General features: G+C 71.8%; 17 protein-coding genes. 14 read left to right on the top strand and 3 right to left on the bottom strand.

The window, feature by feature from the left end; genetic code table 11:
• The first annotated feature begins 14 nt into the window (after positions 1–14).
• The 9 genes from moeZ (at position 15) to ACZ7CF_RS09540 (ending at position 11675) form a co-directional block, all read left to right on the top strand.
• Positions 15–1187 carry an adenylyltransferase/sulfurtransferase MoeZ gene (gene moeZ / locus ACZ7CF_RS09580; protein WP_360386343.1) on the top strand — a complete coding sequence of 391 codons (1173 nt, stop codon included), beginning with the start codon at positions 15–17 and terminating at the stop codon, positions 1185–1187.
• Positions 1188–1341: 154 nt separating this feature from the next.
• Positions 1342–2139, top strand: a complete 798-nt coding sequence (locus tag ACZ7CF_RS09575) for a TIGR02569 family protein (protein ID WP_360386346.1) — start codon at positions 1342–1344, stop codon at positions 2137–2139.
• A gap of 105 nt (positions 2140–2244) precedes the next feature.
• Positions 2245–4176 (top strand): molybdopterin oxidoreductase family protein, encoded by a 1932-nt coding sequence (locus ACZ7CF_RS09570; protein WP_470369667.1) that lies wholly within the window; start codon positions 2245–2247, stop codon positions 4174–4176.
• On the top strand, positions 4161–5699 hold the full coding sequence (locus tag ACZ7CF_RS09565) for an FAD-dependent oxidoreductase (protein ID WP_470369376.1): 1539 nt from the start codon (positions 4161–4163) through the stop codon (positions 5697–5699). Before ACZ7CF_RS09570 ends, ACZ7CF_RS09565 begins: the two co-directional genes overlap by 16 nt.
• Before the next feature lie 98 nt (positions 5700–5797).
• Positions 5798–7099 carry an MFS transporter gene (locus tag ACZ7CF_RS09560; protein ID WP_470369375.1) on the top strand — a complete coding sequence of 434 codons (1302 nt, stop codon included), beginning with the start codon at positions 5798–5800 and terminating at the stop codon, positions 7097–7099.
• A 73-nt stretch (positions 7100–7172) separates the two neighbouring features.
• Positions 7173–9629: a nitrite reductase large subunit NirB gene (nirB, locus tag ACZ7CF_RS09555; RefSeq protein WP_470369374.1), complete on the top strand. Its 2457-nt coding sequence runs from the start codon at positions 7173–7175 to the stop codon at positions 9627–9629.
• The gene (gene nirD, locus ACZ7CF_RS09550; RefSeq protein WP_360386357.1) at positions 9626–9940 is read left to right on the top strand and encodes a nitrite reductase small subunit NirD; all 315 of its coding nucleotides are present in this window, start codon (positions 9626–9628) and stop codon (positions 9938–9940) included. Before nirB ends, nirD begins: the two co-directional genes overlap by 4 nt.
• Positions 9937–11031: a uroporphyrinogen-III synthase gene (locus tag ACZ7CF_RS09545; RefSeq protein ID WP_360386359.1), complete on the top strand. Its 1095-nt coding sequence runs from the start codon at positions 9937–9939 to the stop codon at positions 11029–11031. Before nirD ends, ACZ7CF_RS09545 begins: the two co-directional genes overlap by 4 nt.
• Positions 11028–11675 carry a sirohydrochlorin chelatase gene (locus tag ACZ7CF_RS09540; protein ID WP_360386361.1) on the top strand — a complete coding sequence of 216 codons (648 nt, stop codon included), beginning with the start codon at positions 11028–11030 and terminating at the stop codon, positions 11673–11675. The genes ACZ7CF_RS09545 and ACZ7CF_RS09540 overlap by 4 nt, the downstream gene beginning before the upstream one ends.
• Before the next feature lie 31 nt (positions 11676–11706).
• Here the strand turns inward: ACZ7CF_RS09540 and ACZ7CF_RS09535 are convergent, their stop codons facing one another.
• Entirely contained in the window at positions 11707–12024 is a 318-nt protein-coding gene (locus ACZ7CF_RS09535; RefSeq protein WP_360386363.1) for an MGMT family protein, read from the bottom strand.
• Positions 12025–12259: 235 nt separating this feature from the next.
• On the opposite strand from ACZ7CF_RS09535, the gene ACZ7CF_RS09530 reads away from it, so the two are divergent.
• Positions 12260–14341: a putative bifunctional diguanylate cyclase/phosphodiesterase gene (locus ACZ7CF_RS09530; protein ID WP_470369373.1), complete on the top strand. Its 2082-nt coding sequence runs from the start codon at positions 12260–12262 to the stop codon at positions 14339–14341.
• 17 nt (positions 14342–14358) lie between these two features.
• On the opposite strand, the gene ACZ7CF_RS09525 is transcribed toward ACZ7CF_RS09530, so the two are convergent.
• Complete coding sequence (locus tag ACZ7CF_RS09525; protein WP_360386369.1) at positions 14359–15357, bottom strand: alpha/beta hydrolase; 999 nt, start codon at positions 15355–15357, stop codon at positions 14359–14361.
• Positions 15358–15375: 18 nt separating this feature from the next.
• A complete protein-coding gene (locus ACZ7CF_RS09520) occupies positions 15376–16689 on the bottom strand; it encodes a cytochrome P450 (RefSeq protein WP_360386372.1) in 1314 nt (437 codons plus the stop codon).
• Between the two features lie 162 nt (positions 16690–16851).
• Here ACZ7CF_RS09520 and ACZ7CF_RS09515 point away from each other — a divergent pair, with 162 nt between their 5' ends.
• From ACZ7CF_RS09515 to ACZ7CF_RS09500, 4 genes are all read left to right on the top strand, one after another.
• A complete protein-coding gene (locus tag ACZ7CF_RS09515) occupies positions 16852–17664 on the top strand; it encodes an SAM-dependent methyltransferase (RefSeq protein WP_360386375.1) in 813 nt (270 codons plus the stop codon).
• A 105-nt stretch (positions 17665–17769) separates the two neighbouring features.
• The gene (locus ACZ7CF_RS09510) at positions 17770–19890 is read left to right on the top strand and encodes a putative bifunctional diguanylate cyclase/phosphodiesterase (RefSeq protein WP_458429271.1); all 2121 of its coding nucleotides are present in this window, start codon (positions 17770–17772) and stop codon (positions 19888–19890) included.
• A 189-nt stretch (positions 19891–20079) separates the two neighbouring features.
• Complete coding sequence (locus ACZ7CF_RS09505; protein ID WP_470369372.1) at positions 20080–23217, top strand: ATP-dependent helicase; 3138 nt, start codon at positions 20080–20082, stop codon at positions 23215–23217.
• 198 nt (positions 23218–23415) lie between these two features.
• Positions 23416–23652: a hypothetical protein gene (locus tag ACZ7CF_RS09500; RefSeq protein WP_470369371.1), complete on the top strand. Its 237-nt coding sequence runs from the start codon at positions 23416–23418 to the stop codon at positions 23650–23652.
• Positions 23653–23949: the final 297 nt, after the last annotated feature.

The following is a 23949-nucleotide window of genomic DNA, read 5'->3' as shown; positions in this document are numbered from 1 at the left end:
CGAGGAGGACCAGCATGGCGCTTCCGCCGCTCGTTGAGCCAGCCGCGGAGCTGACCAAGGAAGAAGTCGCGCGCTACAGCCGGCACCTGATCATCCCGGACGTCGGGGTGGACGGGCAGAAGCGGCTGAAGAACGCGAAGGTGCTCGTCGTCGGCGCGGGCGGCCTGGGCAGCCCGGCACTGCTGTACCTGGCCGCGGCCGGGGTCGGCACGCTCGGCGTCGTCGACTTCGACGTCGTGGACGAGTCGAACCTGCAGCGCCAGGTCATCCACGGCCAGTCCGACGTCGGCCGCCCCAAGGCCGAGTCCGCGCGCGACTCGGTCGCGGAGATCAACCCGTTCGTCAAGGTCGTGCTCCACCAGGCGCACCTGAACTCCGAGAACGCGCTGGAGATCTTCCGCGACTACGACCTGATCCTCGACGGCACGGACAACTTCGCCACGCGGTACCTGGTGAACGACGCCGCGGTGCTGCTGGGCAAGCCGTACGTGTGGGGCTCGATCTTCCGGTTCGAGGGCCAGGTCAGCGTCTTCTGGGAGGACGCGCCGAACGGTCAGGGCCTCAACTACCGCGACCTCTACCCGGAGCCGCCGCCTCCCGGCATGGTCCCCTCGTGCGCCGAGGGCGGCGTGCTGGGCGTGCTGTGCGCGTCGATCGGCTCGATCATGGTCACCGAGGCGATCAAGCTGCTCACGGGCATCGGTGACCCGCTGCTGGGCCGCCTGATGGTCTACGACGCGCTGGAGATGTCCTACCGGACCATCAAGATCCGCAAGGACCCGGAGTCGCCGAAGATCACCGAGCTGATCGACTACGAGGCGTTCTGCGGTGTCGTGTCCACGGACGCGCAGCAGGCCGCCGCGGGCAACACGATCACGCCGCTCGAGCTCAAGCACAAGCAGGAGTCCGGCGAGGACTTCCTGCTGGTGGACGTCCGCGAGCCGCACGAGTACGAGATCGTGAAGATCCCGGGCTCGGTGCTCATCCCGAAGGACAAGATCCTTTCGGGTGAGGCGTTCTCGGAGCTGCCGCAGGACAAGCCGCTGGTGCTGCACTGCAAGTCCGGCGCCCGGTCCGCGGAGGCGCTCGCGGCGCTGCACAAGGCGGGTTTCTCCGACGCCGTGCACGTCGGCGGCGGTGTGCTGGCGTGGGCCCGCGAGGTCGACCCGAGCCTGCCGACGTACTGATCCCTCCTCGCTCGACGGCGTCTGCAAGTACTGCCAACCACCCTGTCGGTGGTACTTGCAGACGCCGGAGCAGGGGACCCGAACGTGGTGACGTGAAAATCGGTCGTGTCGTGGTCCACCACCCGGACGGTCCAGCCAGGTAGCGTGCCCAGCCGTGACCCGCAGTCCCGAACCGCCCCCAGCGCACGTGCGTGCGGCGTTCGGGGCACGTGACGCCGAACCAGAGCTCATCGACGGCGGCCCCGCGTGGCGGTGTGGCGACGCCACGATCCGCCCGGCGCCCAGGCCCGCCGAGGCCACCTGGATCGCCAAGACCCTCGACAACCTCGACGTGCCGAACCTCAGGATCGGCCGCCCGCTGCGGTCCACCGACGGCCGCTACGTCGTCGGCGGCTGGTCGGCCACGAAGTTCCTCGCCGGCCGCGCCGAGGCACGCCACGACGAGGTGATCGCCGTCGCCCAGCGCCTGCACCAGGCCACGGCGGACCTGCCCAGACCCCGGTTCCTCGACGCGCGCACCGACGTGTTCGCCGTCGCCGACCGCCTGGCGTGGGGCGAGGAGGACGTGCCGCTCGACGCCGACCTCGGCGGCCGGCTGTTCGAGCTGCTCGCCGAGGTGCAGAAGCCGATCAACCTCAAGCCGCAGGTCGTGCACGGCGACCTGTTCGGCAACGTGCTGTTCGCCGGCACCGCGCCGCCCGCGGTCATCGACTTCGCCGCGTACTGGCGGCCGGCCGAGTGGGCGGCGGCCGTGGTCGCGGTGGACGCCGTCGCGTGGGGTGGCGCGGACGCCGGCCTGTTCCACCGGTGGAGCCACCAGGCCGAGTGGGAGCAGGCGCTGGTGCGGGCGGTGCTGTACCGGCTGGCCGTGCACGCGTTGCACCCGTTGTCAACGCCGCGGTCGTTTGCGGGCTTGGAACGAGCTGCTCACCACGTGACCGAGCTGCTCTGAGCGGGCCATTTTCCCGGCCTGAAACATTGCGGAGCTTCGGGTTAACGCGCGCTTCTTAGCGTCAGCGGCGTGACCCATTGCCCGTACTGCGCGCTCCAGTGCGCCATGAGCGTCATCGACGGCCAGGTGGCCCCCGGCCCCGGTGGGCTGTGCCAGAAGGGCTGGACGGCGGGGGAGCTGCTGCGCCATCCAGGCCGCCTCACCACGCCGTTGGTCCACGGCGAACCCGCCTCGTGGGACGAGGCGATGGACTACGTGGTCAACAGGATCAGGACTTGCGAACCCGACGAGGTCGCCGTGTTCGGTGGCGGCGGGCTGACCAACGAGAAGGCGTACCTGCTGGGCAAGTTCGCCAGGGTCGCGCTGAAGACCTCGCAGATCGACTACAACGGCCGGTTCTGCATGTCGTCGGCCGCGGCGGCGGGCAACCGTGCGTTCGGGCTGGACCGGGGCATGCCGTTCCCGCTCACCGACCTGCGGACCGCCGACACGGTGCTGCTCGCGGGCTCCAACCCGGCCGAGACCATGCCGCCGTTCCTGCGGCACCTCGAAGGCGCCCGGCTGATCGTCATCGACCCGCGCCGCACGGCCACCGCGGAACGCGCCACGCTGCACCTGCAGCCCGCACCGGGCACGGACCTGGCGCTGGCACTGGGACTGCTGCACACCGCGGTGATCGAGGGCTTGGTCGACAAGGAGTACATCGCCGAGCGCACCACCGGGTTCGACGACGCCTGGCGGATCGCCGCGCAGTGGTGGCCGGAGCAGACCGAACGCGTCACGGGCGTGTCCGCCGCCGACCAGCGCGCGGCCGTGCAGATGCTGGCCGGGAGCTCGTACGTCCTCACCGGGCGGGGCACCGAGCAGCACGCGTCGGGCACCGACACCGTCTCCGCGTGGATCAACCTGGCGCTCGCGCTGGGCCTGCCGGGCAGGAGCGGTTCCGGCTACGGCTGCCTGACCGGGCAGGGCAACGGCCAGGGCGGCCGCGAGCACGGTCAGAAGGCCGACCAGCTGCCCGGTTACCGCAAGATCGACGACCCGGCGGCCCGCGCGCACGTCATGGCCGTCTGGGGCGTCGACGAGCTGCCGGGCCCCGGCCGCAGCGCCTACGAGCTGCTCACCGCCGACGACCTGAAGGCGATGCTCGTGTTCGGCAGCAACCCGGTCGTCTCGGCGCCGCGCGCGGCCCATGTCACCGAGCGGATGAAGGCGCTGGACCTGCTGGTGGTCGCCGACTTCGTCCTGTCGGAGACCGCCGCGATGGCGGACGTCGTGTTCCCGGTCACGCAGTGGGCCGAGGAGGACGGCACGATGACCAACCTCGAAGGCCGGGTCATCCGCCGCCGCAAGGCGCTCGACCCGCCGCCGGGTGTCCGCAGCGACCTGGAGCTGATCAACGGCCTGGCCGCGCGCCTCGGCGTGCCGACGGGGTTCCCCACGTCGCCGCGCGAGGCGTTCGAGGAGCTGCGGAAGGCCTCGCAGGGCGGCCTGTCCGACTACTCCGGCATCACCTACGAGCGGCTCGACGCCGAGCAGCTGCACTGGCCGGTGCCCTCGACCGACCACCCCGGCACCCCCAGGTTGTTCCTGGACCGGTTCGCCCACGCCGACGGTCTGGCGCGGTTCGTCCCGGTCGACCACACCGGCCCGGCGGAACCGCCGGACGCCGAGTTCCCGTTGCAGGCCACCACCGGGCGGGTCTTGCAGCACTACCAGTCAGGTGCGCAGACGCGGCGGATCGGGGAGCTGGCCGCGGCCGTTCCCGGGACGTACGTCGAGGTGCACCCCGACACGGCCGCGCGGGCGGGACTCGTTCCCGGCGAGCCCGCGCACGTCGTGTCCAGAAGAGGTCGTGTCACGGCCACCGTGCGCTGCGTGCCGAGCATGCGCGTCGACGCGGTGTTCCTGCCGTTCCACTTCCCCGGTGACGGGCGGGCGAACCTGCTCACCAACCCCGCGCTCGACCCCACGAGCCGGATGCCCGAGTTCAAGGTCTGCGCGGTGCGATTGGAGCGGGCATGCGACGAGTCGTGATCGTCGGGTACGGCATGGCGGGCGCACGGCTGGCGGACGAGCTCCGCCGCCGTGACCAGGACATCTCCATCACCGTCATCGGAGCCGAGCCGCACGCGGCGTACAACCGCGTGCTGCTCTCAACCGTGGTCGCCGGGACCATGATTCCCTCAGCGACCCGCCTCCACGACGAATCCTGGGCCGCCACCCACAACATCGACCTGCGCCTCTCCCACGAGGTCGTCTCCCTCGACCGCGTCACCCGAACGGTGGACGTCAGGTGCACGCGGGGCGCTTTCGTACCCTCAGAGAGCACGGAAGGGCCCCGCGTGCACGTTCCCCTGGATGTCACGCGGGAGTCCCGCGTTCCCCTGGGGGGAACGCGGGGCCCCCGCGTGACCGTTGCGTACGACGCGTTGGTGTTGGCGACGGGGAGTGTGCCGTGGGTGCCGCCGGCCGAAGGGCTCGTCGAGGACGGGAAGCTCGCCGACGGGGTGGTTGCCTTCCGGACGTTGGACGACTGCGCGCGGATCGAGGCCAAGGCGCAGAAGGGCATGCCGGTCGCGGTCCTGGGCGGTGGCCTGCTGGGCATCGAGGCGGCACGCGGCCTGGCCGGGCGCGGCTGCCTGGTCACGGTCGTGCACCCGGTCGGCCACCTGATGGAACGCCAGCTCGACCCCGGCGCCGGCGGTGTCCTCGCGCGGACGCTCGGCAAGCTCGGCATCGAGTTCCGGCTGAACGCGCGGGCCGCCAAGTACCTGCCCGGTGACGGTCTGGTCCTCGACGACGGCACGCACGTGCCCGCCGAGCTGGTGGTCGTCTCCGCCGGTGTGCGGGCGGAGACCGGGCTGGCGGTGCGGGCGGGACTGGACGTGGACCGCGGCATCGTCGTGGACGACGCGCTGCGCACCAGCGACCCGCGCGTCCACGCGATCGGCGACTGCGCCCAGCACCCCGGCACCGTCTCCGGTCTCGTGCAGCCCGCGTGGGACCAGGCCGCCGTGCTCGCCGACCGGCTGACCGGCGCGAACCCGGCCGCGCGCTACAGCGGCACGTCCGTCGTGACCCGGTTGAAGGCCCGCGACGTCGACCTCGCGGCACTGGGCGACGTGCACACCGACGTGGACTGCCCCGACTCGGAGGTCCTGTGCTTCCAGGAACCCTCCCGCGGCCGCTACGCCAAGCTGGTGCTGCGCGACGACCGGGTCACCGGCGCGATCGTGCTGGGCGCACCGGACGCGGCCGCCACGATCACCCAGCTCTACGACCGCGGCATCCCCGCGCCGACCGACCGGCTGGCGCTGCTGCTGGGCCGGGCGCTGCCCGCGGAGGCCGCGTCACCGGCGGACCTGCCGTCCAGCGCGGTGATCTGCCGCTGCAACACCGTCTCCAAAGGACAGATCGTGTCGGCGTGGCGTGCGGGCGCGGAGTCGTTGCCGCAGCTCGCGGAGGCCACGCGGGCGACCACGGGCTGCGGTGGCTGCAAGGACGCCGTGTGCGGGCTGCTCGACTGGCTCGGGGCCTCACAACCGGCCACCGCGTGATGTGCGGCGGAGTTGCCGCCGCCGTCATCGACCAGAACCCCCTGGTAACGCGCGGTTCCTAGGTTTCTCGGCAATCGCCGACCCCGCGGAGGACGTACATGAGCTGGATCGACCACTGGGAGCCGGAGAAGCCCGAGTTCTGGGAGTCCACCGGCAAGCGGATCGCACGCAAGAACCTCGCGCTCTCCATCTTCGCGGAGAACCTCGGGTTCAGCGTCTGGGTGCTGATGAGCATCGTGGTGGTGAGCCTCGGCCCGGTCGGGTTCGACTTCAGCGTCGGCCAGCAGTTCTGGCTGCTGATCGTGCCGAACCTGGTGGGCGCGGTGCTGCGGGTGCCCTACACGTTCGCGGTGCCGCGGTTCGGCGGGAGGGTGTGGACGACGATCAGCGCGGGGCTGCTGCTGATCCCCTGCACGATGCTCGCCCACGCGGTGTCCACGCCCGGCACGCCGTACTGGTTCTTCCTGCTCACCTCGGCCGCCATGGGCCTGGGCGGCGGCAACTTCTCGTCGTCGATGGCGAACATCTCGTTCTTCTACCCGGAGGGCAAGAAGGGCCTCGCGCTCGGCATGAACGCCGCCGGCGGCAACCTCGGCGTCGCGATCACGCAGCTCATCGTGCCGGTCGTCATCACGCTCGGCACCGGCATCCACCTGGCCTACGCGGCGCTGATCTGGATGCCGTTCATCGTGGTCGCCACGCTGTGCGCCTGGTTCTTCATGGACAGCCTCACCCAGGCCAAGCCGGACGGCCAGTCGTACAAGCTGGCGCTGTCCAACAAGCACACCTGGGTGATGTCGTTCCTGTACATCGGGACGTTCGGGTCGTTCATCGGCTACTCGTTCGCGTTCCCGTCGCTGATCAAGCTCAGCTTCGTGGACCACAGGGGCTGGGTGGCGCTCGCGTTCCTCGGCGCGCTGATCGGCTCGGTCGCCCGGCCCGCCGGCGGGTGGCTCGCCGACCGGGTCGGTGGCGCGAAGGTGACGCTGGGCACGTTCGTGGGGCTCGGCGTCGGCACGATCGGCGTGATCATCAGCGTCGACACGAAGAACTTCGCGCTGTTCTTCGGCTCGTTCATCGCGCTGTTCGTGCTGGCCGGCGTCGGCAACGGCTCGACGTACCGGATGATCCCGGCGATCTTCCGCACGCAGTCGGACGACGACAAGTCCGCCAAGCGCCAGGCCGCCGCCGTGGTCGGCATCGCGGGCGCGGTCGGCGCGGCCGGTGGCGTGCTGGTGAACCTGGTCTTCAAGTTCTCGCTGGAGGGCTCGAAGACGCTCACGCCCGCGCTGACCGCGATCCTCGTGTTCTACGCGCTCTGCCTGGGCACCACGTGGTGGTTCTACCTGCGGCGCACCGTCTTCGCGGCGCGGCCGTCCCTGGCCTACGCGGGCGTGTAACAGCTCGGACACACAGCTGACCTCGGCACGACACACCGCCCGGTGACGATTCCGGGTGGAAGGAGGGACTCCGATGACTCGAACCCTGGTCGTGATCGGCCACGGCATGGTCGGCCACCGGCTCACCGAACTCCTGCACGACTCCGGGTGGCGGATCGTCGTGTTCGGCGAGGAGTCCCGCCCCGCCTACGACCGGGTCGCCCTGTCGTCCTATGTGGACACGTGGAGCTCCGCCGGCCTGGAGCTGCCCGCGCTGAGCGGGTGCGAGCTCCGCCTCGGCGAGAAAGCGGTCTCCGTCGACCGGGAACGCCGGGTCGTCGTGGGCGCCTCCGGTGTCGAGGTCGGCTACGACGCGCTGGTGCTGGCCACCGGCTCCGTGCCGTTCGTGCCGCCCGTCCCCGGCCGGGACCTGCCCGGCTGCCACGTCTACCGGACCATCGACGACCTGGACGAGATCCGGGCGACGGTCCAGGCCGCCGACCGGCCGGGCCGGCACTCCGGCATGGTGCTCGGCGGTGGCCTCCTCGGCCTGGAGGCGGCCAACGCGCTGCGCGGCATGGGGGTCTCGCCGCACGTCGTGGAGCTCGCACCCCGGCTGATGCCGATCCAGGTCGACGACGGCGGCGCCGGACTGCTGAAGCGGCTGGTCGAGAAGCTCGACCTGACCGTGCACACCGGCACCTCCGCCTCCTCGATCGAACGCGACGGGTCGCGGTTGATCGCCAAGCTGGCCAGCGGTCTGGAGCTCGACCTCGACGTCGTGGTGTTCAGCGCCGGCATCCGGCCCCGCACCGACCTGGACCTCGGGCTGGAGCTGGGACCGCGCGGCGGGTACCTGGTCGACGGTTCCTGCCGCACCGCCGACCCGCACGTGTTCGCGATCGGCGAGTGCGCGGCGGTCGAGGGCGTCACGTACGGGCTGGTGGCGCCCGGTTACGCGATGGCCGAGGTGGTCGCGGACCAGCTCTCCGGTGGCACGAAGGTGTTCCCCGGTGCGGACGTGTCGACGAAGCTGAAGCTGCTCGGCGTGGACGTGGCGTCGTTCGGTGACGCGCACGCCACGACCGAGGGTGCGCTGGAAGTCGTCGTGAACAACGCCGTCGCGGGCACGTACAGCAAGCTCGTGGTGTCCGACGACGCGAAGACCCTGCTCGGCGGCGTGCTGGTCGGTGACGCGTCGGCCTACCCGTCGCTGCGCCCGCTGGTGGGCAAGGAGGTCCCCGCGGCCCTGTTGCAGCCGGGTGCGGCCGTCGACGTGGACATGCCGGCGGACGCCCAGGTCTGCTCGTGCCACGCCGTCACCAAGCAGACGATCACCGACGCCATCGGGTCCGGTGTGGCGTGCGACGTCGCCGAGCTGAAGGCGTGCACCAAGGCGGGCACGGGCTGCGGTTCGTGCGTGCCGATGCTGAAGAAGCTGCTGACCGACTGCGGCGTCGAGCAGTCCAAGGCGCTGTGCGAGCACTTCACCCACTCGCGCGCGGAGCTGTTCGAAATCGTCCGCGCGACCCGGATCACGACGTTCACCGCGCTGGTCGAGAAGCACGGCAGCGGGCGCGGATGCGACATCTGCAAGCCCGCCGTGGCCTCGATCCTGGCGTCGCTGAACAACGGGCACATCCTCGGCGAGGCACAGGTTTCGTTGCAGGACACCAACGACCGGTTCCTCGCGAACATGCAGCGCAACGGCACCTACTCGGTCGTGCCGCGCATCCCCGGCGGCGAGATCACGCCGGAGAAGCTCATCGTGATCGGCGAGGTCGCCCGCGACTTCGGGCTCTACACGAAGATCACCGGCGGGCAGCGGATCGACCTGTTCGGCGCGACGGTCGACCAGCTGCCGCAGATCTGGCGCCGCCTGGTCGACGCCGGCTTCGAGTCCGGGCACGCGTACGGCAAGGCGCTGCGCACGGTGAAGTCCTGCGTCGGCACGACCTGGTGCCGCTACGGCGTGCAGGACTCCGTCGGGCTCGCGATCGACCTGGAGCTGCGCTACCGCGGCCTGCGGTCGCCGCACAAGCTCAAGTCCGCGGTGTCGGGGTGTGCGCGCGAGTGCGCGGAGGCCCGCAGCAAGGACTTCGGCATCATCGCGACCGAGAACGGCTGGAACCTCTACGTCGGCGGCAACGGCGGCTTCACACCCCGCCACGCCGACCTGCTGGTGTCCGATGTGGACACGGAGACGCTCATCCGCACCATCGACCGGTTCCTGATGTTCTACATCCGCACCGCGGACCGGTTGCAGCGCACTTCGGCGTGGCTGGAGGGCCTCGACGGCGGCCTCGACCACCTGCGCGAGGTGGTCGTGGACGACGAGCTCGGCATCTGCGCCGACCTGGAGGCCGCGATGGACGCCCACGTCGGTTCGTACGCCGACGAGTGGAAGGGCGTGCTGGAGGACCCGGAGAAGCTGGCGCGCTTCACGTCGTTCGTCAACGCCCCCGGCACCCCCGACCCGTCGATCTCGTTCCGCGCCGAACGCGGTCAGCGCGTTCCCGTCCAGCTCGGCATCCCGGAGGTCGTGCGATGACGAAGGTCTGTGACTTCGCCCTGCTGCGCCCGGAACAGGGCGTCGCGGCCCTGCTCCCCGACGGCTCGCAGGTGGCCGTGTTCCTGACCGCGGAGGGCACCCTGCACGCGCTGGACAACGTCGACCCGTTCAGCGGCGCCGCGGTGCTCTCCCGCGGCATCCTCGGTGACCGCGGCGGCGTGCCCGTGGTCGTGTCCCCGGTCTACAAGCAGGCCTTCGAGCTGGCCACGGGCAAGTGCCTCGACTCGCCCGAGGTGTCGGTCGCCGTGCACGGGGTGCGTGTGCGTGACGGTGTGGTGGAGCTGACGTGACCGGTCCGCTGGCCGGGTTCACCATCGGCGTCACCGCCGCCCGCCGTGCCGACGAGCTCATCGCGCTGCTCGAACGCAAGGGCGCCGCGGTCCTGCACGGCCCGGCCATCCGCATCGTGCCGTTGCCGGACGACACCTCGTTGCTGGCCGCGACGTCCGCCCTGCTGTCGGCGCCGGTCGACGTGGTCGTGGCGACCACCGCGATCGGTTTCCGCGGCTGGTTCGAGGCCGCGGAGGGCTGGGGCCTGGGCGCGCGCCTGCACCGCGCCCTGTCGTCGGCCGTGGTGCTGCCGCGCGGCCCGAAGGCGAAGGGCGCGGTGCGGGCCGCCGGCCTGACCGAGACGTGGTCGCCGTCGTCCGAGTCGAACGCCGAGCTGCTGCAGTACCTGCTGCGGATGGGCGTCTCCGGCAAACGCGTGGCCGTGCAGCTGCACGGCGAACCGCTGCCGGACTTCGTCGGCACCCTCCAGGCCGCGGGCGCCGACGTCGTCGAGATCCCGGTCTACCGCTGGGAACCGCCCGCCGACCCCGGCCCGCTGGAGCGGCTGATCGACGCGGTGCTCGACGGCCAGGTGGACGCGCTGACGTTCACCAGCGCCCCGGCCGCCTCGTCGGTGCTGCGCACGGCCGGAGACCGCCGCGCCGACCTGGTGGAGGCCCTGCGCCGCACCGTGCTGGTGGTCGGCGTCGGCGCGATCACCGCAGGTCCCCTGGTGGCCGCAGGAATCCCGGTGGTGCAGCCGGCCCGCTCGCGCATCGGCTCGATGGTGCGCGAACTGGCCGTCGAGCTACCCGCGCGGGCGACCCGGCTGCGGATCGCCTCGCTGGACATGGAGATGCGCGCCCAGGCCGTGGTGATCGACGGCGAGCTGCGCCCCGTCGCACCGGCGCCGATGGCGGTGCTGCGCACCCTCGTCGCCGCCCGCGGACGGGTGGTGTCCCGGCAGGAGCTGCTGGCCGCCCTGCCCTCCGGCGGCGAGGAACACGCCGTGGAGACGGCGATCGGACGGCTTCGGACGGCACTGGGGGCGCCGCAGATGGTGTGCACCGTGGTCAAGCGCGGATACCGACTCGCGATGGAGCCCGCATGAAGCTCGTCCTGGCCTTCCACGGCACGCGGAACCCGCGCGGGGTCGCGGTGTGCGAGGAGATCGCGGCCCTGGTGCGCGCCGCGGTGGACGCACCCGTCGCGGTCGCGTACGCCGACGTGCTCCAGCCGGACGTCCGGTCCGTTGTGGACGGTCCGTGCGTCGTCGTGCCGGTGTTCCTGGCGGCCGGGTACCACGTGCGGGTGGACATCCCGGAGCAGATCGGGTCACGCCCCGGGGTCGTGGTGACCGAGCCGCTGGGCGTGGCCGCGGTGCCGGCGGTGGTGGACCGGTTGCGCGAGGCCGGGGTCCGGCGCGGCGACCTGGTGGTGCTCGGCGCGGCCGGTTCGTCGGACGCGCGGGCCCTGGCGGACGTGCGGCGGGCCGCGGTGCTGGTGGGGGCGGAGGCCGTCGGGTACGTCGCCACGGCCACGCCCCGGATCGCGGACGTGGTGGCCTCGGTCCGCCACGGCGGGCGGCGGGTCGTGGTGGCGTCGTGGTTGCTGGCGCCCGGTGTCTTCCAGGGCGGCCTGGCCGCGTGCGGGGCGGACGTGGTGGCGGAACCGGTCGGGGCGCATCCGCTGGTGGTCGAGGCGTTGGTGCGGAAGTACCGGGAGGGCGTTGCGGGGGTGCGCAGGTCGGCGTGAGCGCGAGGCCGGTCGCCGACCTGCGCACCGCCTACCAGAGCCCGGGGAGCTCCTCTTCGCGCGCGTCCTCCCACCGGTACTCCCGCAGGTTGACCTTCCCGTCGAGGTTCGGCACCCCTTCCTCGTGCAGCATCTGCAGCTGGGTGTCGCGCAGGTGCGGGGCGCAGGTGCCGTCCGCCTTCAGGACGCGTTGCCATGGCAGGTCGTGGCCGTCCTCGTTCAGGATGCGGCCGACCAGCCGGGGCGACGGTGCCTTGGCGAGATCGGCGATGTCGCCGTAGGTGGCGACGCGGCCGCGGGGGATCGCCTTGATGGTGTCGCGGATCCGCTCGTGGATCTCTTCGTCCATGCGCCGAGTCTAGGGTCAGATCCGCACCGCCCAGGAGGCGACGGCCGCGCGGTGACCGGTCGGTCCCGGCGACGTCGCCGCGGAGGCGCCCGTGAACGTGTTCCGGTACGCTGAAGTAGGTCGTAAGGGTTAAAACCACTCCAAGGAGTGGCGCTTTCACACTGTTGGCGCAACGGACGCCGACTCGTGGTGGGTAAACTGCCGGGCACTCTTCAACCCATACAGGGCAACGGGAATGACGAAACCGAGCCGTAGACCCGATGCCGCTCCACCCGCGGGCACCGCCACCGCCCGCGCGCGGGAAGCCTTGGCGCGCAAGTGGAGCTACCTGCTCAGCAGCGTCGTGATGGTCGCGTTGAGCCGGGACGAGCTGGACGCCGAACTGGGCGACCAGCTCGACGTGCTGTGCACGGCGTTGCACAGCGAGCCGTTCGACCCCGCTCCGTTCGAGCAGGTGGGCGAGCGGCTCGCCGGCGTCGGCTACGTCAACGAGCCCGGGCTGCGCCGCACCGTCGACGTGCTCGGCAAGGGCCTGCTGGGCCTGGACGAGTTCAGCGGGAGCAAGCAGCACGTCGTGCGCGTCGTCGGCGGCATGGGCGCGCTGATGTGCGCCTTCAGCGCGGCGCGGGCACGTTCCATCCTGGACCAGCAGGAGAGCATGCAGCTCGCGCTGCTCAAGGCCGCCCGTGACGCGCAGCGGGACCAGCGGCGCAGCGAGGCCAGGTTCGCCGGCATCGCGACGTCGTCGACCAGCGGCATCTTCGTCGTCGGCCTCGACGGCAAGGTGGTGTGGGTCAACGACGCCGTCGGCGACGTCCTGGGCCACAAGCCCGATCCGGGCACGCGGCTCATGGACCTGGTCGCGCCGGGGTCGGTCGTCGTGTTCCGCGAGATGGTCGAACGCGTGCTGGCCGAACGCCGTGAGTTCGAACGGGAACCGCTGCACCTGTTGCGCGGCGAGGACGACGTGGCCAAGGTGACGCTGACGGCGTCACTGCTGCGCGACGGCGACAACAAGCCCAGCCACGTGCTGGTGGTCGCCGACGACGCCACGGAACTCGCGCTGCTGCAAGGAGAACTGCGCAGGCAGTCGTTGCACGACGTGCTGACCGGCCTGCCGAACCGGCAGTTCTTCACCACCCACCTGGAGACCGTGCTGCGCAGGGCCGACCCCGTGCTCGGCGTGACGGTGTTCCACCTCGACCTCGACGCGTTCGGCCTGGTGTGCAACAGCCTCGGCGGCCGGGTCGGCGAGCGGCTGCTGCAGCACGTGGCCCGCAGGCTGCGCGCGTTGCTGTCGCGCGAACAGGCGATGGTCGCCCGGTTCGACGGTGACGAGTTCGGCATCGTCGTCGAGAACTCCGCCGCCACACCGGACATCGCGACGATGATGACCACGATCAACGCCGACCTGGCCGAACCGGTGTTCGTCGACGAGCACGGGCTCGCGGTGTCGGTGAGCGCGGGCGTCGTGCACCGGCCCTCGCCGGACGTCGACCCGGTCGAGCTGCTGCGCATGGCCGACCTCGCGTTGCGGCAGGCCAAGAAGGACCAGCGCGGCCAGTGGGAGTTGTTCCACAGCAACCAGGACACCGAACGGCGCCGTGACCACGCGCTGGCCGTCGTGATGCCGGGCGCGTGGGAACAGGGTGACATCGGCGTCTGCTACCGGCCGGTGCGCGCGCTCGCGACCGGTGAGCTGGCGGGCGTGGAGGCCGTGCTGCACTGGGACCTCACCGACCGCTGCGCCGAGCTCGCCGACGCCACGGGCATGATCCTGCCGATGGGCGAGTGGCTGATCCGGATCGTCGCCGGTCAGGCCCAGTGGTGGCGGCACCGCGGTGAGCTCGACGCGCAGTTCGGCGTCCGGCTCACCCGCCACCAGTCGACCGACGGCGACCTCGTGTCCCGCGTGGCGCGGGTGATCGAGGAGACCGGCCTGCCGCACGAGCGGCTGACGCTGAGCATGCCGGTCGGCGTGCTGGGCGTGGCCTGCGCGGCGGAGAACCTGGGCACGCTGGCGGCCAGGGGAGTGCGGATCGCGCTGGAGGACTTCGCTCTCGGCCCGCGCGACCTGAACTGGCTCTCGGAGCTGCCGATCGCGTCCGTGCTGGTGCCGGGGGACCTGGTGCGCAAGCAGGACGAGCGGTGCGCCGCGCTCACCCCCGCCGTGCACGAGCTGGGCGTGAACATCTGCGTGGACGGCGTCGAGACCGCCGCCCAGGCCGAGTGGTGGGCGCGAGCGGGCGCCGACCTCGCGATCGGCACCCACTTCGGCGTTCCACGCGACGCAGGCGAGTTCCTGCAGAAGCTCTAGCCCCCTTGCAGATGCCGTCAGACGCTGCGCTGCCAGGTGACGACGGCCGTGTGGTAGGCGTCAGCGGCCGTCACCGAGAAGTTGAAGCAGTGGCCGTACCCGTTGACCACGAAGGCGTCCAGCCGCGGTGCGCGCGGGTAGAACGGCCGCTCGGAGCGGGCCAGTGCCGCGGACGACGAGCAGTCGGCGCCGAGCGGCGGGGTGCCGCAGAAGTAGTCGGCCGAGGTCTGCACGGTCATCACCGGCACGTCGATGGCACCGCTCGCGGGGAGCACGATGTTCGACATCAGCGCGGTCGTGACGAACTCACCGGCCGACACGACGTCCTTGGTGGACTCGTCGAGGTTCACCACGTCGGTGACCTTCGGGCCCGGTGCGTGGAACATGGTGTAACGGGTGCCGGGTGCCGTGGTCAGGTAGCCGAGGTCGAGACCGCGCAGGCTCAGCTTCGCGTCGAGCACGGCGGGGATCAGGTTCGTCAGCGCGGGCACGGCCCGGACGTAGTCCCACTGGTGGGTCATGCCGGTGACCAGCACGCCGTCGACGTCGCGGTACCGGCCGGCCTCGGCCATCGCGATCGCGGAACCGATGGAGTGCCCGCCGATCAGCACCTTCGCGAACCGCTGCCGCAGGCGCTCGACGATCTGGTGCACCGCTTCGGCCTGGTTGGGGACGTCGACCAGGATGCTGAGCGGCTTGGTGCTCTTGCCGGTGCCGATCCGGTCCACCGCCATGGTGGCGATGCCGGCGCTGTTCATGGCGCGCACGACCGACCGGGCCTCGGGACCGACCGGGATGTCCCAGTAGCCGCTGGTGTAGGTGCCACCGGGGACGAGCACCTGGACCGCCCTGGCCCCGCGGGGGACGCAGAGGCGGCCGTACATCGTCTGCTTGACCAGTCCGAACTGGACGGGCGTGTACACGTCCTCACAGGTGGTCTGGGCGGCGTTCGCCTGCGCGGGCACCGGTAAGAGCGCGGCGAGCAGCACGGCGGCACAGAGCCGACGGAAACGCATGGGGGAAGAAACCTCCAACTAGCGGGGGACGACCTTCATCATCAGGTCGTTGGGGTAGGCCGCATTGGTGAACGTGGTGCGCACGGGCCGGTCCGGGACCAGCCGGTAGCGCGAGCAGACCGCCGCAACGACGACGGCGATCTCGGTCAGCGCGAAGTGGTTGCCGATGCACTGGTGGATGCCGCCGCCGAACGGGACGAACGCGCCCTTCGGCAGCTGCCGGACGCGGTCGGGCGTCCAGCGGTCCGGGTCGAAGCGCTCGGGGTCGGGGAACTGCGCGGGGTCGTGGTGCAGGGTGTGCGGGCTGAGGATCACCTCGGTGCCCGGTGGCAGGCGGACGCCGCCGAGGTCGACCTCCTCGGCGGTGCGGCGCATGACGAGCCACAGCGGGTACTTCCGCAGCACCTCGCTCGCCACCTGGCCGACGTAGGTCAGCCTCGGCACGTCGTCGACCGTGACCGCGCGCCCGGCGAGCACCTCGTCGACCTCGGCCACGACCCGCCGCTGCACGTCGGGGTTCGCGGCGATCTCGTGGAAGATCCACGCCAGCGCGAGCGCGGTGGTCTCGATCCCGGCCGTCAGCAGCGTGATGACCTCGTCGAAGACCTGCTCGTCGGTCATCGGCTCGCCGGTCTCGGCGTCCCTGGCGGCCAGCATGGTCGACAGCAGGTCGCCGTGGTCGGCGGGGTCGTCGCGGCGGGCCGCGATGACCTCCTGCACGATCGCCCGCATCCGGTCGACCGCCTCGTCGAACTCGCGGTTCGCCGGGATGGGCAGCTTCTCCACGAACCCCGGTGACAACGCGCGCAGGATGCCGTTGCGGATGATCACGAAGACGGACCGCCGGGCCTCGTCGATCGCCCGCTGACCGATCTCGGTGGAGAACAGCGCCTCACCGACGATCGTGACGGCGAGGCCCTGCATGTCGGCCTCCAGCTGCCGCACCTCGCCCGGCCGCCAGCCGTCGACGACCTCGCGCGCCGCGCGGGCCATGACGGTGACGTAGCCCGCGATCCGGTCGCGGTGGAACGCCGGCTGCACCATCCGGCGCTGGCGCAGGTGGAACGACCCGCTGGACACCGCGAGCCCGTTGCCCACGAACGGGCGGAACTTGTCGTACATCCGGCCCTTGTGGAACTTCGGCGCATCGGTGACCAGCACCTGGTGCGTCAACCGCGGGCTGGTGACGAAATAGGTGCGCATCGGACCCAGGTGGACTTCCACCAGATCACCGCGACCACGCAAATTCCCGGTGAAGGCGAATCTTTTCCTGAGCATTGGCAACGTGTGCCCGAGAAATGGCAGCCGACCGGGTGCCACCGGGACGGACATCATCGCTCCTCGCGACGTGGAAAGGATGGACCACCTTATGAGTCGTTCGGGTGAGGATGACAGTGCCCGTTCGGGTGGCGTGTGTTCACACTTGCGGCCTAATCGAGTGCGCTTCGTGCATGACTAAGCTTGTGCGTCCGCAACCTCAAGAGGGTGGTCGCCGTGGCCGACGAGAACTGGATCCCGCAGAGCGTGGACGTGTCCGTGCCCAGTGCGGCGCGGGTCTACGACTACCTGCTCGGCGGCGCGCACAACTTCGCGGTCGACCGCGTGATGGGCGACAAGGCCGAGGAGATGATGCCGCACTCGCGCAGCGCGGCCCGCCTCAACCGGGCCTTCCTGCGCCGTGCCGTGCGGTTCATGACCGAGCAGGGGGTGCGGCAGTTCCTCGACATCGGCTCCGGCATCCCGACCGTGGCGAACGTGCACGAGGTCGCGCAGGAGCAGGCCCCGGAGTGCCGGGTCGTCTACGTGGACCGCGATCCCGTCGCCGTGGCGCACGGTGAGCTGATCGTCGCGGGCAACGACCGCGTCGGCGTGCTGCAGGCCGACATGCGCGACCCGGAGAGCATCCTGAGCAGCGGCGAGGTCAGGCGGCTGCTCGACTTCGACCAGCCGGTCGGGCTGCTGCTGCTGTTCATGGTCCACTGGGTGCCGGACGACGCCGACCCGCAGGGGCTGCTCAAGCGCTACCGCGAGGCGTTGCCCGCCGGGAGCTACCTCGCGATCTCGCACATGGCCGGCGACCACGTCAACGACGAGGCCAGGGCCGTCACCGACCGGATGAGCAAGGCCGGCGGCGGTGACGTCGCCTATCGCGACCGCGCCGAGATCGAAGCCTTCTTCGGTGATTTCGAGCTGGTCGAACCGGGACTGGTCAAGTACGCCGAATGGCGACCTTCCGGTCCTGGTGACATCTCCGACGACCCGGCGGTGAACCGGATCGCCTTCGCAGGGGTCGGTCGTAAGTCATAGCCGATACCGATAGGGTGATGTCGATTCACGTCGCCGGTTGAGGTGGGACCGACGGTGCGTGGCTAAACTGCCGGACACTCCGAGCCCGTGACGAGGCAGCCCCGAATGCCGAAGCCGAGTCGTGCACGTGACGCAACCCCGTCGCCCGAGGACGCCGTCCGGGCGCGGCTGACGCTCGCGCGCAAGTGGTCCTACCGGCTGCTCGGCACCGTCGTCATCCCGCGCGGCAGCCAGGAGCTCGACGAGGAGCTGAGCGGCCGGCTCGACGCGTTGTGCGCCCTGCTGCACGAGGAACCGTTCCGCGCGACCGCGGTCGAGCAGCTGGGCGCCGACCTGGTGGGCCTGGGCCACCTCGGGAAGGCCGGTCTGCGCTGCACCACCGAGGTGCTGGGCAAGGGCCTGCTCGCGCTGCCGGAGTTCCAGCCCGTCGAGCGGTACGCGGAACGGGTCGCGCTCGCCGTGGGCGCCCTCGGCGTCGGGTTCACCGCCGCCAGCACCGAGTCCGTGCTCTCCCAGCAGGAGGGCATGCAGAAGTCGTTGCTCAAGGCGGTCCGCGACGCGAACTGGAACCTCAGGGAGAGCGAGGCCCGCTTCAACGAGGTGGTCACCTCCTCGACCAACGGCGTGCTGATCGTCGACCTCGACGGCCGGTTGCTCCAGGTCAACGCCGCGATCGGGCAGATCCTCGGCAGCACCTCCGACGAGCTCACCGGTGTGCCGCTGCTCGACCTGATCCAGCCCGGTTTCACCGACATGCTGCGGGAGGCGCTCGCCGACCTGGCCGCCGGCGCCACCGAGCGGGTCCGGCAGTCGCAGCGGTTGCTGCGCAAGGACGGCGAGTCGGCGCGGGTGACGCTGACGGCGTCGTTGCTGCGCGGCGCCGACGACAAGCCGATGCACTTCGTCGTGGTGGTCGAGGACGGCACGGAGCTGGCGCTGCTGCAGGGCGAGCTCAAGCGGCAGGCGCTGCACGACGTGCTCACCGGCCTGCCGAACCGGCAGTTCTTCACGACCCAGCTGGAGATCGCGCTGCGCAAGTGCGACCCCGAGCACGGCATCACGGTGTTCCACCTCGACCTCGACGCGTTCGGCATGCTGCGCGACACCTTCGGCGGCCGGGTCGTCGAACGCCTGCTGCAGCACGTCACGCAGCGGCTGAAGGCGTTGCTGGCGGACGAGAAGGTCATGATCGCCCGGTTCGGCGGCGACGAGTTCGGCGTGCTGGTCGAGAACACCGCGACCACGCCGGGCATCGACGCCGTCATGCGCGGCATCAACGACGACCTCGGGCTGGAACCGACCTATGTGGACGGTCACGGGCTGGCGGTGTCGGTCAGCGCGGGCGTCGTGCACCGGCCGGCCGCCGACAGCGAGCCGCTCGACGTGCTGCGCTCGGCGGAACGCGCGCTGCGCAGGGCCAAGAAGGGCCGCCGCGGCCAGTGGGAGCTGTTCCACGCGGGCCAGGACGCCGAGGAACGCCGTGACGACGCGCTGGCCGTGGCGATGCCGAGCGCGTGGGAGGACGGCGAGATCACCGTGCGGTACCGGCCGGTCGTCGACCTGGTCGGCGGGGTGGTCAGCGGTGTCGAGGCCGCGCTGCACTGGGACCGGCCGGACGCGGGCGAGCTGGGCCACGACCGGTGCGCGGAGCTGGCCGAGCAGACCGGGCTGATCCTGCCGCTCGGCGAGTGGGCGCTGCGGGTCGCCGCCGGCCAGTCGGTGTGGTGGCGCCAGCGCGGCCAGTTCGACCGCGCGCTCGCGATGCGGCTCACCGCGCACCAGTCGGCCGACGCGGACCTGGTCTCGCGGGTCGTGGGCGTGCTCGACCAGGTCGGGCTGCCCACCGACCAGCTGATGATCAGCGTGCCCGGCTCGGTGCTGCCGATGGCCGACGCCGCGGACAACGTCGCCGTCCTGACCCGCATGGGCGTGCTGACGGCGATCGACGACTTCGGCCTGGGGCCGCTGGACTTCGGCCTGCTCGCTTCCGACCTGCCGGTCCGCGCGGTGCGGGTGGCCCGCGGCCTGGTGGAGAGCCGGTCGCCGTACGTCGCGGCGCTGCTGCCGTTGCTGCGGGAACGCGGTGTGTCGGTGGCGGTCGACGGGATCACCAGCGCCGAGCAGGCGGAGTGGTGGCGTGCGGCGGGGGCGAGCTTCGCGACCGGCGACCACTTCGGCGTGGCCCGCGCGGCCGGGGAGTTCCTGGAGGGCCTGCAGCCCCGGTGACGGACGGGGTCGGGGTCACGTCCGATCGCCGGGGGAGTTCGTCCGGACCGGCTGCGCAGTGGCGAGGCTCACAACACCGTCAAAACGGGCTGAACCACCGCTCGCCGTCGAGGAGGTGGACGGCAGCGGTGGGTGCTCCGATCGGCGGGCGGGACTGATCTTGTCGGTGCAGCGTGGTGAAATCGAGGCGTGGCACTTCCACCCCAGCTGGTCCGCAGGAGACCGGAGACGCGTCCGCGTCCCCGGTGGGACGCCGCTGCGCAGCGGGTCTTCGCGCACGAGGGCTTCGTGCGCGTCCTCGGCGGCCCCGGCACGGGCAAGACGACGCTGCTGGCCGAGCTGGCCGCGCACGTGGTGCTGGAGCACGGCGCCGACCCGGAGAACGTGCTGGTGCTCACGGCGAACCGGCGCGCGTCCGTGGCGTTGCGCGCCCACGTCACGCGGCTGCTGACCGGGCAGTTCCCGACGGTGCGCGAGCCGCTGGTGCGCACCGTGCACTCGTACGCGTTCGCGGTGCTGCGCAACCAGGCGGTGCTGCTCGGCGAGCCGCCGCCGCGGTTGCTGTCCGGGCCGGAGCAGGACGCGATGGTGCGCGACCTGCTCGCCGGTGACGTCGAGCTGGGCGCCGCGCACTGGCCGGAGCGGTTGCGGCCGGCGCTGGAGCTGCCCGGGTTCGCGCACGAGCTGCGGGACCTGCTGCTGCGCGCCGCCGAACGCGGGCTGGGCCCGGAGGACCTGGTCGAGCTGGGCGAGCGGCACGGGCGCGACGAGTGGGTGGCGGCCGGGCGGTTCGGGCAGCAGTACGAGGAGGTGAACCTGCTGTCGGGGATGGACTCCGCGACGGCGTTCGCCCCCGCGCTGGACGCGGCCGAGCTGGTGGCGATGGCCTACGCGGCGTTCGCGACGGACGAGGACCTGCTGTGGGCCGAGCGGCGGCGGGTGCGGTACCTGCTGGTCGACGACGCGCAGCACCTCGACCCGATGCAGTACTCGCTGATCAGGACGCTGGGGTCGGGTGCGGCGCGGTTCGTTCTCGCCGGTGACCCCGACCAGGCGATCTTCACGTTCCGCGGCGCCGACCCGGACATCCTGCGGGACGTGCCGGGCGAGACGGTGGTGCTGGCGCAGTCGCACCGGATGCTGCCCGAGGTGCGCGACGCGGTGGCGCGGCTGGCCGCCCGGTTGCCTGGTGCGTCGCCGACGCGGTCGGTGCTGCCGGTCGACGGCGAGGGGACGGTGCAGGTGCGGCTGCTCGCCTCGGCCGCGCAGGAGGCCACGTGGGTGGCGGACCAGCTGCGGCGGTCCCATCTGGCCGATGAGGTGCCGTGGTCGCAGATGGCCGTGATCGTGCGGTCGGCCACGTTGTCGCTGCCGGTGTTGCAGCGCGCGCTGCTCGCCGCGGGCGTACCGGTGGCGGTGCCGTCGGACGAGCTGCCGTTGGCGCAACAGCCGTCCGTGCGCCCGTTGCTGGCCTTGGTGCGTGCGGCGGCCTCACCGTCCGCGTTGGACGAGGACACGGCGGCGATGCTGCTGTCGTCGTCGTACGGTGGCGCGGACCCGTTGGCGCTGCGGCGGTTGCGGCGTGGTCTGCGGCGGCTGGAGATGGCCGCCGGCGGTGACCGGCCGAGCGGGGAGCTGCTGGTCGAGGTGCTGCTGACCGACGACCGGCTGGCCGCGCTGGAGGACGTCGAGTCGCTGCCCGCCCGCCGGATCTCGCACCTGCTGTCGCTGGCGCGCAAGGCGATCGGCCGCGGTGCGACGGTCGAGTCGGTGCTGTGGGAGCTGTGGACGGCCACCGGGCTGCAGGAGCGGTGGGTCACGCAGTCGGCGCGCCGCGGCGTGACCGGCATGCAGGCCGACCGCGACCTCGACGCGATCGTGGCGTTGTTCGAGGCGGCCGCGAAGTACGTCGACCGGTTGCCGGGCTCCGGTGTGGCCGGTTTCGCGGACTACCTGGAGTCGCAGCGGATCGTCGGCGACACGCTGGCCGCCGCCGCACCCGTCGGCGAGGCCGTGGCGGTGCTGACCGCGCACGCCGCCGCCGGCCGGGAGTGGGAGGTCGTCGCGGTGCCGGGGGTGCAGGAGGGCGCGTGGCCCGACCTGCGGCTGCGCGGCACGGTGCTGGGCGTCGAGCGGATGGTGGACGTGCTGGCCGGCCTGGAGCCGTCGGTGTCCGCGGTGGCGCCGATCCTGGCCGAGGAACGCCGCCTGCTGCTCGTGGCGGCGTCGCGGGCCCGGTCGAAGCTGCTGATCAGCGCCGTCCGCGGCGAGGACGAGCAGCCGTCGCGCTTCCTGGACGAGATCGAGTCGTCCGCCGAGGACGAGCGCAAGCTCCACCGCCCCCAGCGCGGCCTGGTGCTCGCCGAGCTGGTCGGCGAGCTGCGCCGGGTGGTGTGCTCGGACGCGGAGCCGGCCGACCGCCGTTCGCGCGCCGCCACCCAGCTGGCCCGCCTGGCCGAGGCCGGCGTTCCCGGCGCGCACCCGGAGTCCTGGTACGGCGTCGCCGCCGTGTCGTCAGAAGATCCACTGTGGACGGAAGAGCAGAAGGTCAGCGTGACCCCCTCGACCATCGAGGTGATCACCAAGTGCCCGCTGCGCTGGGTCGTCGAACGCCACGGCGGCCAGGACCCGGCCGAGCTCGCCTCCGTCACCGGCACCCTCGTCCACGCCCTCGCCCAAGCCGCCGCCTCGGGTGCAGACGCCCGCGAGCTGCGCGTGAAGCTCGACGAGGCCTGGGCCGCCGTCGACGCGGGCGCCCCCTGGTTCTCCCGCCGCGAACGCATGCGCGTCGAGAAGATGCTGGACACGTTCCTCGCCTGGCTCACCATGACCCGCAGCCAGCTCACCCAGGTGGCGGTCGAGGAGGAGATGTCCGTCGAGGTCCCGAAACGCGACGGCGGCCCCTGGCTCCAGGTCCGCGGCCGCGTCGACCGCCTCGAACACGACGCCGACGGCCGCCCGATCGTCGTGGACATCAAGACCGGCAAGAACCCGGTCTCCCGCGACGCCGGCCAGGAACACCCCCAGCTCGCCGTCTACCAGCTGGCCACCTCCCTGGGCGGCTTCACGCACATCGGCCTCGGCACCGAACCGGGCGGCGCCCGCCTGCTGTACGTGGCCCGCGAGGACAAGAAGACCGGCGCCGTGGAACGCACCCAGGCCCCCCTGGACGAACAGGGCGTCCGCGCGTGGCTGGAGGTCGTCCAAGACGCGGCCGAGTCCGTGCTCGGCCCCTCGTACACGGCGCGCGAGAACGCCGACTGCGACCGCTGCCCGGCCCGCACCACGTGCCCGGTCCACCCGTCCGGACGCCAGGTGAGCGAGTAGGTGGTGAGGCCCGCCGGTGACCTGCACCTCCCTCCCGGCGCACCGCCGGGCGACCGCGTCCACCCGGCTGGTGCGGAGCCGTTCGGAGCAGGTAGGAAGATGTGCCGGTGACGTTGCTCAGCACCCCGGTCCGGTTCTTCGCCTCGTGCGCTGAGCCGCGCCTTGCCACGGGCGCATGCCGCGCGCGTGGTGGGCGGTGTGGGGTTGTTGGGTGGCGTGGGGCTGTTGAGTGGCGTGCGCGCGTTGGGCGTGTGGCGGGGGAGCGACGTGTGGGTGCTGGGGGGCCTGCTGGCGCGGCGCGGCTCCCAGCGGCTGGCGCGCTGGCGCGCATGGGACGGCACGGAACCGTCGGACGGCGTGCGGGCGGTGAGCACCGGCCGTGCGTTGGCCGCGGTGCGCGCGTTGACTGGCGTGCGCGTGTTGAGCGCGGTGTAGTTGTCGGCTGGCGTGCGCGCGTTGAGCACGAGCCGTGCGTCGGGCTCCGTGCGCGCGTTGAGTACCGGCCGTGTGTTGGCCGCGGTGCGCGCGTTGACTGGCGTGCGCGTGTTGAGCGCGGTGTAGTTGTCGGCTGGCGTGCGCGCGTTGAGCACGAGCCGTGCGTCGGGCTCCGTGCGCGCGTTGAGTACCGGCCATGCGTTGACCGCCGTGTGCCCGTCGAACACCATGCGCGCGTTGAGCACCGGCCGCGCGTTGACCGCCATGCGCGCGTTGATCGGTCTCGTCCCGCTCCCC

The organism is Lentzea sp. NPDC036955 (assembly GCF_055608005.1).
This window is presented reverse-complemented; position numbering and strand designations above follow the sequence as displayed.

Excerpts from the sequence above, each read along its gene's own strand:
- ACZ7CF_RS09560 (WP_470369375.1), top strand. The coding sequence starts at position 5,798 with ATGAGCTGGATCGACCACTGGGAGCCGGAGAAGCCCGAGTTCTGGGAG.
- nirB (WP_470369374.1), top strand. The coding sequence starts at position 7,173 with ATGACTCGAACCCTGGTCGTGATCGGCCACGGCATGGTCGGCCACCGG.
- ACZ7CF_RS09510 (WP_458429271.1), top strand. The coding sequence starts at position 17,770 with ATGCCGAAGCCGAGTCGTGCACGTGACGCAACCCCGTCGCCCGAGGAC.
- ACZ7CF_RS09530 (WP_470369373.1), top strand. The coding sequence starts at position 12,260 with ATGACGAAACCGAGCCGTAGACCCGATGCCGCTCCACCCGCGGGCACC.
- ACZ7CF_RS09570 (WP_470369667.1), top strand. The coding sequence starts at position 2,245 with ATGAGCGTCATCGACGGCCAGGTGGCCCCCGGCCCCGGTGGGCTGTGC.
- nirD (WP_360386357.1), top strand. The coding sequence starts at position 9,626 with ATGACGAAGGTCTGTGACTTCGCCCTGCTGCGCCCGGAACAGGGCGTC.
- ACZ7CF_RS09540 (WP_360386361.1), top strand. The coding sequence starts at position 11,028 with ATGAAGCTCGTCCTGGCCTTCCACGGCACGCGGAACCCGCGCGGGGTC.
- moeZ (WP_360386343.1), top strand. The coding sequence starts at position 15 with ATGGCGCTTCCGCCGCTCGTTGAGCCAGCCGCGGAGCTGACCAAGGAA.
- ACZ7CF_RS09535 (WP_360386363.1), bottom strand. The coding sequence starts at position 12,024 with ATGGACGAAGAGATCCACGAGCGGATCCGCGACACCATCAAGGCGATC.
- ACZ7CF_RS09525 (WP_360386369.1), bottom strand. The coding sequence starts at position 15,357 with ATGCGTTTCCGTCGGCTCTGTGCCGCCGTGCTGCTCGCCGCGCTCTTA.
- ACZ7CF_RS09520 (WP_360386372.1), bottom strand. The coding sequence starts at position 16,689 with ATGTCCGTCCCGGTGGCACCCGGTCGGCTGCCATTTCTCGGGCACACG.
- ACZ7CF_RS09565 (WP_470369376.1), top strand. The coding sequence starts at position 4,161 with ATGCGACGAGTCGTGATCGTCGGGTACGGCATGGCGGGCGCACGGCTG.